The following is a 5,625-nucleotide window of genomic DNA, read 5'->3' on the forward strand; positions in this document are numbered from 1 at the left end:
CGAGTCCTAAGATGAGTCATCCCTAGGAATTTAATTCCTCTAAAGAGCCGTTCGAGACTAGGACGTTGATAGGTCAGGTGTGTAAGCGTTGTGAGGCGTTGAGCTAACTGATACTAATGACTCGTGAGGCTTAACCATACAACCCTGATGGGTTTTGTATGAGAGACTAATGTTTCTAACAAAATTAGAATGAAGCACTTAATGTAGTGTGAACCCAATTTTTAAGACTTGCATCGCGAGTCCAGCTTTCTAAATTTACCGAATTTGTCTGGAAACCATAGAGCTGTGGTCCCACCTGAATCCATTCCGAACTCAGAAGTGAAACACAGTATCGCCGATGGTAGTGTGGGGTCTCCCCATGTGAGAGTAGGTCATTTCCAGGCGCTAAACATTGCTTTCCTCATAGAGAAAAGCGAGTCTCCTAGCCCTGACAAGCTAGCGACTTAAAAAGAATTTAGCATCATGCGTAAGCACTTTGCTAAAGGAGCGGTAGTTCAGTTGGTTAGAATACAGTGAAACACAGTATCGCCGATGGTAGTGTGGGGTCTCCCCATGTGAGAGTAGGTCATTTCCAGGCGCTAAACATTGCTTTCCTCATAGAGAAAAGCGAGTCTCCTAGCCCTGACAAGCTAGCGACTTAAAAAGAATTTAGCATCATGCGTAAGCACTTTGCTAAAGGAGCGGTAGTTCAGTTGGTTAGAATACCGGCCTGTCACGCCGGGGGTCGCGGGTTCGAGTCCCGTCCGCTCCGCCAACATTACGATAAGCCCTGCTAGCAATAGCAGGGCTTTTTCGTATGCGTCTTTCAAAGAAAAATTAAATCGAAATGCGCACGCAGTTTGCTAAAGGAGCAGTCACTCTCAACCATATATGCACTTCGTAGTTCAGTTGGACTGAGATTGTTCCAGACAATCTCTAGCATTCACTCTATCCATGGAACTCTTAGGGCTTTTCATTAGAGATAGTCGGCCTGTCTCTCGTGCCGAAGGCACACGGTTCGTCTTTTGATAAGAGCAAGTCCGCCCCTGCTACGCTTTGCTTCGCGTTCTCAAGCTCACAGCTATCGCTGTACTCACCCACAAACATTAAGATGAAGGCCTCAGCATTTCTTACTGAAAATTTCTTATTGAAAACTTTTTATTGAAAAGAGTGCAGAGGCTTTTTTCGTGCTGTAATACTCATTCATTTTAGTAGTGACATCACGGATGAATCTGCCCTGCTTGTTGTTCGTAAGCTCACGGCTATCGCCGTACTCAGCAACGAGGCGAATACTTTGCCTAAATAAGCAATCTATCTTGGCCGTTCTAATCTAAAGCCTATCAATATCAAGAATAAAGCTTCTCAGGCAATGATGGATGTTTTTCAAAGCTTCTGTGGTTATAGAGTTTAAGCTACAATGGCTTTTTGGACTCCTAAAGATACCCCAATGCAAGACTGCTCCCCTTATTCGTTAAAGCCTTATAATACATTTGCGTTAGCTCGTTCTTGTCGTGAGTTAGTTCATGCAACAACAAATGAGCAACTTATAGAGGTCAGTTGTCGCCTTTATCAGGCTCATGAGCCGATGCTGATTTTAGGTGGTGGCAGTAATGTCATTTTTTGCGCTGATTTTGCAGGAACAGTTGTCTTAGTTGAAACTAAGGGGATCGAGGTTTCCGCTGATGCAGAAAACCATTACCTGAGTGTTGCTGCTGGCGAAAACTGGCATGATTTTGTTTGTTTTTGTTTAGATAACGGATTTAGTGGATTAGAGAACCTTGCTCTGATCCCTGGTACAGTTGGCGCTGCACCTATTCAAAATATTGGGGCATATGGCGTCGAAATTAATGATTTTTGTGACTGGGTTGAATATGTTGAGTTACAGAGTGGCAAGCTAATTCGCCTAAGGGCAGACGAGTGTGAATTTGGCTATCGTGATTCGATCTTTAAACGTCAATTGCTGGAAAAGGCGCTCATTACTCGCGTCGGCTTTAAACTGCCTAAGCAGTGGCTTCCTAAACTGGAATATGGTCCTTTAAAAGCAATTAATGTAGCTGGGGTTACACCACGGCAAGTGTTTGATTGTATCTGTGAAACTCGTCAGTCTAAATTGCCTGATCCCAAGGTGCTTGGTAACGCTGGGAGCTTTTTCAAAAACCCCGTGGTCGATAGCACGCAGTTTGATGTATTAGCCGAAATCTATCCAAACATCGTTGGTTACCCCCACGGTTTAGGTAAAACTAAAGTCGCAGCGGGTTGGTTAATCGATAATGCAGGTTTGAAAGGTTTTAAAATCGGCGGTGCAGCAGTACATGATAAGCAGGCTTTAGTCTTGGTTAATACGGGTGATGCAACCAGTAAAGACGTTTTAACCTTGGCCGCGTCAATAGTAGAGAAAATAGAGCAGCAGTTCGGTATAAGGCTGGAAGCTGAACCTAGAATGATCGATGCTAATGGAGAGAGGAGCTTATAGCATGACTGAGCAATGGAGCCGTAAACGAGAAATTCTATCAGAGCTAGCAAGCGGACAATTTGTGTCTGGTGAAACGCTGGCTTCGACGCTTGGCGTGTCTAGAACAGCTATTAGCAATCATATCTCGGCTTTAGAAGAGTACGGTATCGATATCTATAGTGTCAAAGGCAAGGGGTATAAATTGAACGGCTCATTATCTCTAGTGGATGAGAGTCTGTTAAAAAGCCAGATCGCCAACCGTAGCTTTTATTTTGATGAGGTCCCCAGTACCAACGCATTTATCTTAAAGCACGCTGATGAACTAGTGTCTGGTGATATCTGTGTTGCTGAGTATCAATCGGCTGGTCGGGGGCGAAGAGGGCGCGTTTGGGTATCACCCTACGGTTGCCATCTCTATTTCTCCATGTATTGGCAGTTCCGGCAGGGAATGGCACAAGCAATGGGGTTGAGCTTAGTTGTGGCTTGTTCAATTGTGTCGGTACTGCAGCAGCTTGGCATTCAAGGCGTCGGAGTTAAGTGGCCGAACGATATCTACCTCGATAGCAGAAAGTTAGCTGGCGTGTTGATTGAGATGAATGGCCAGACTGACAGCGAGTGTAACCTGGTTATCGGTATCGGTTTAAATATGGCAATGGGGGAGCAACATGCTGCGTTAATCGATCAACCATGGAGTGACTTGAGCGGGCAACAAAGCGTCCCAGATAAAACAGAGTTGTTGGTGCGACTGCAAAAGCAGCTACAACTTGATTTGACCGAATTTCAGCAGTCGGGGCTTAAACCGTTTAAGCAAAGATGGCGAGATGCTGATCTATTCCAAAATCAACCCGTTAAGTTGATGATGGGGCACGATGAAATCCATGGTATTTATCGCGGTGTTGATGAGCAGGGAGCTGTTATGCTTGAGAGCGACTCAGGAGTGCAGACTTATATTGGCGGAGAGATTAGCCTACGCAAGGTAGGCTAATCCTAGGTTAGAGTGCTCCGGCGTTTGAATTTTATTTTCTCAAAAGGACCTGATCCATTAAATGATCGGGTCCTTTTTGCAATATTAGGTGAGCTCTTTCACGTGTAGGTAAAATATTGAGTGTTAAGTTTGGTCCATTAATCGTGTCCCAGATATTTGAAGCCGTTGCTGTTGCTTCATCATCCCCGAGTTTTGAGTAGTGGTGGAAATAGGAGTTTTCAGTACTGAAAGCGCCTGTTCTAAATTGCAAGAAACGTTCGATATACCACTGTTTTAAGAGTGACTCGTTAGCATCAACGTATATAGAAAAGTCCACAAAATCAGATACAAAGGGGCGTTGCGTGTCAACTGGCGAATCTTGCCCTGTTTGCAGCACATTTAGCCCCTCAATAATCAAAATATCTGGCTGTCTGATCCACTGCATTTCATCAGGTATACGATCATAGGTAATGTGCGAATATATGGGAGAGCTAACCGCAGCATCTCCAGCCTTGATTGCCGATATAAAGTCGACAAGCGCACGCATATCATAGCTTTCAGGAAAACCTTTACGCTGCAATAAGCCTCGGCGTTTCAATTCAGCCAGTGGGTACAGAAAGCCATCGGTGGTAATTAAATCGACCTTAGGATGCTCGGGCCAGTGGCTCAATAGCGCCTGTAAAATACGAGCTGTGGTGCTTTTACCTACGGCGACACTACCGGCGATGCTGATAATGTAAGGACGCTTTGGTGGTACATGTCCTAGAAACTCATTAAGTGCTAAGCCTCTTTGCTGTTTTGCACCCACATTAAGGTTAAGTAATCGACTTAGAGGCAGATATATGTCGGTTACTTCGGATAAGGATATCTTTTCATTAATACCACGCAAATCTGCCAAGTCATGTTCACTGAGCGTTAATGGTACAGACTCTCTCAACCCGGCCCATTGTTGGCGTTGAAAGTTGAGATAAAGTGCGTTGTGAATTTGATTGGGTTGCGGCATGCGAAGTTCTCCGTTAAGGATGGCACAGTACACCATGAAGTTATTATGAACAACAGCAATGAGCGCGACGATAGCGGCTTAAGTCGCCAATCTGTTTTAAACGGCTTAAAAATATACCTAAAAGTCACTTTAAGGGTAAAAAAACAGCGTTTGAGGCATTTTTTTAAGAAAATTTCGCTTTTGCTATTGCACTTGGGCTCACATTTCCATAATATCCGCTACCGAAATGACACGCCGGCATAGCTCAGTTGGTAGAGCAACTGACTTGTAATCAGTAGGTCCCGAGTTCGACTCTTGGTGCCGGCACCATTTTCTCTGGAGGGGTTCCCGAGTGGCCAAAGGGATCAGACTGTAAATCTGACGGCTCAGCCTTCGAAGGTTCGAATCCTTCTCCCTCCACCATATTCTAGGTAGTTAGGTAACCTGAAGTAGGTTGCGCGGATGTCGTATAATGGTATTACTCCAGCCTTCCAAGCTGATAACGCGGGTTCGATTCCCGCCATCCGCTCCAAAATCTTGCTGATAATACTTAATCAGTAGAAAGCACTCGGTCTCGAGTGCTTTTTCCAGTTTAAGACTACCTGTCAGCGCCAACCTACTTCTCGCCAATCTAATTATCTTACTAACTGATTCGATGACATTTTCTATGCATCGGATTTTTTGCTATATGCAGTTTCATCACCAAATACTTTGGATTGGGGCAATACCATGGCTAAAGAAAAATTTGAACGCGTAAAACCACATGTAAACGTGGGCACCATTGGTCACGTTGACCATGGTAAAACAACTCTAACCGCTGCTATCTCTTCTGTATTGACTAAGGCATATGGCGGTACTAAGCGTGATTTCGCTCAGATCGATAACGCTCCAGAAGAGCGTGAGCGCGGTATTACAATTAATACTTCTCACATCGAATACGATACTCCATCACGTCACTACGCACACGTAGACTGTCCAGGTCACGCGGATTATGTTAAGAACATGATCACTGGTGCTGCACAGATGGACGGCGCGATCCTAGTAGTTGCTTCTACTGACGGCCCAATGCCACAAACTCGTGAGCACATCCTACTTTCACGTCAGGTTGGTGTTCCATTCATCATCGTATTCATGAACAAATGTGACATGGTTGACGATGAAGAACTACTAGAACTAGTAGAAATGGAAGTTCGTGAACTTCTATCTGAGTATGAATTCCCAGGTGATGACCTACCAGTTATCCAAGGT

The 5,625-nt window shown here is 44.6% G+C and carries 4 protein-coding genes, 4 tRNA genes and 2 rRNA genes; 9 read left to right on the forward strand and 1 reads right to left on the reverse strand.

Annotated elements, in window-relative coordinates; all coding sequences use genetic code 11:
• From L1D44_RS21510 to birA, 5 genes are all read left to right on the forward strand, one after another.
• Positions 1-138 (forward strand): 23S ribosomal RNA (locus tag L1D44_RS21510); the annotation flags it as partial.
• A gap of 129 nt (positions 139-267) precedes the next feature.
• A 5S ribosomal RNA gene (gene rrf / locus L1D44_RS21515) occupies positions 268-383 on the forward strand.
• Between the two features lie 294 nt (positions 384-677).
• A tRNA-Asp gene (locus L1D44_RS21520) sits at positions 678-754 on the forward strand.
• A 642-nt stretch (positions 755-1,396) separates the two neighbouring features.
• Positions 1,397-2,452: a UDP-N-acetylmuramate dehydrogenase gene (murB, locus tag L1D44_RS21525; protein ID WP_239893241.1), complete on the forward strand. Its 1,056-nt coding sequence runs from the start codon at positions 1,397-1,399 to the stop codon at positions 2,450-2,452.
• A 1-nt stretch (position 2,453) separates the two neighbouring features.
• The gene (gene birA / locus L1D44_RS21530) at positions 2,454-3,416 is read left to right on the forward strand and encodes a bifunctional biotin--[acetyl-CoA-carboxylase] ligase/biotin operon repressor BirA (RefSeq protein ID WP_239893242.1); all 963 of its coding nucleotides are present in this window, start codon (positions 2,454-2,456) and stop codon (positions 3,414-3,416) included.
• A 31-nt stretch (positions 3,417-3,447) separates the two neighbouring features.
• On the opposite strand, the gene coaA is transcribed toward birA, so the two are convergent.
• Complete coding sequence (coaA, locus tag L1D44_RS21535; RefSeq protein WP_239893243.1) at positions 3,448-4,398, reverse strand: type I pantothenate kinase; 951 nt, start codon at positions 4,396-4,398, stop codon at positions 3,448-3,450.
• A 233-nt stretch (positions 4,399-4,631) separates the two neighbouring features.
• On the opposite strand from coaA, the gene L1D44_RS21540 reads away from it, so the two are divergent.
• The 4 genes from L1D44_RS21540 to L1D44_RS21555 form a co-directional block, all read left to right on the forward strand.
• Positions 4,632-4,707, forward strand: a tRNA-Thr gene (locus L1D44_RS21540).
• 8 nt (positions 4,708-4,715) lie between these two features.
• Positions 4,716-4,800: transfer RNA gene (locus tag L1D44_RS21545), tRNA-Tyr, on the forward strand.
• A 35-nt stretch (positions 4,801-4,835) separates the two neighbouring features.
• A tRNA-Gly gene (locus tag L1D44_RS21550) sits at positions 4,836-4,909 on the forward strand.
• A 197-nt stretch (positions 4,910-5,106) separates the two neighbouring features.
• A partial coding sequence (locus L1D44_RS21555) for a GTP-binding protein (protein WP_239893244.1) occupies positions 5,107-5,625 on the forward strand: 519 nt, incomplete at its 3' end.

Origin of the sequence: Shewanella sp. Isolate13 (assembly GCF_022398325.1) — a bacterium.
Classification (GTDB): domain Bacteria; phylum Pseudomonadota; class Gammaproteobacteria; order Enterobacterales; family Shewanellaceae; genus Shewanella.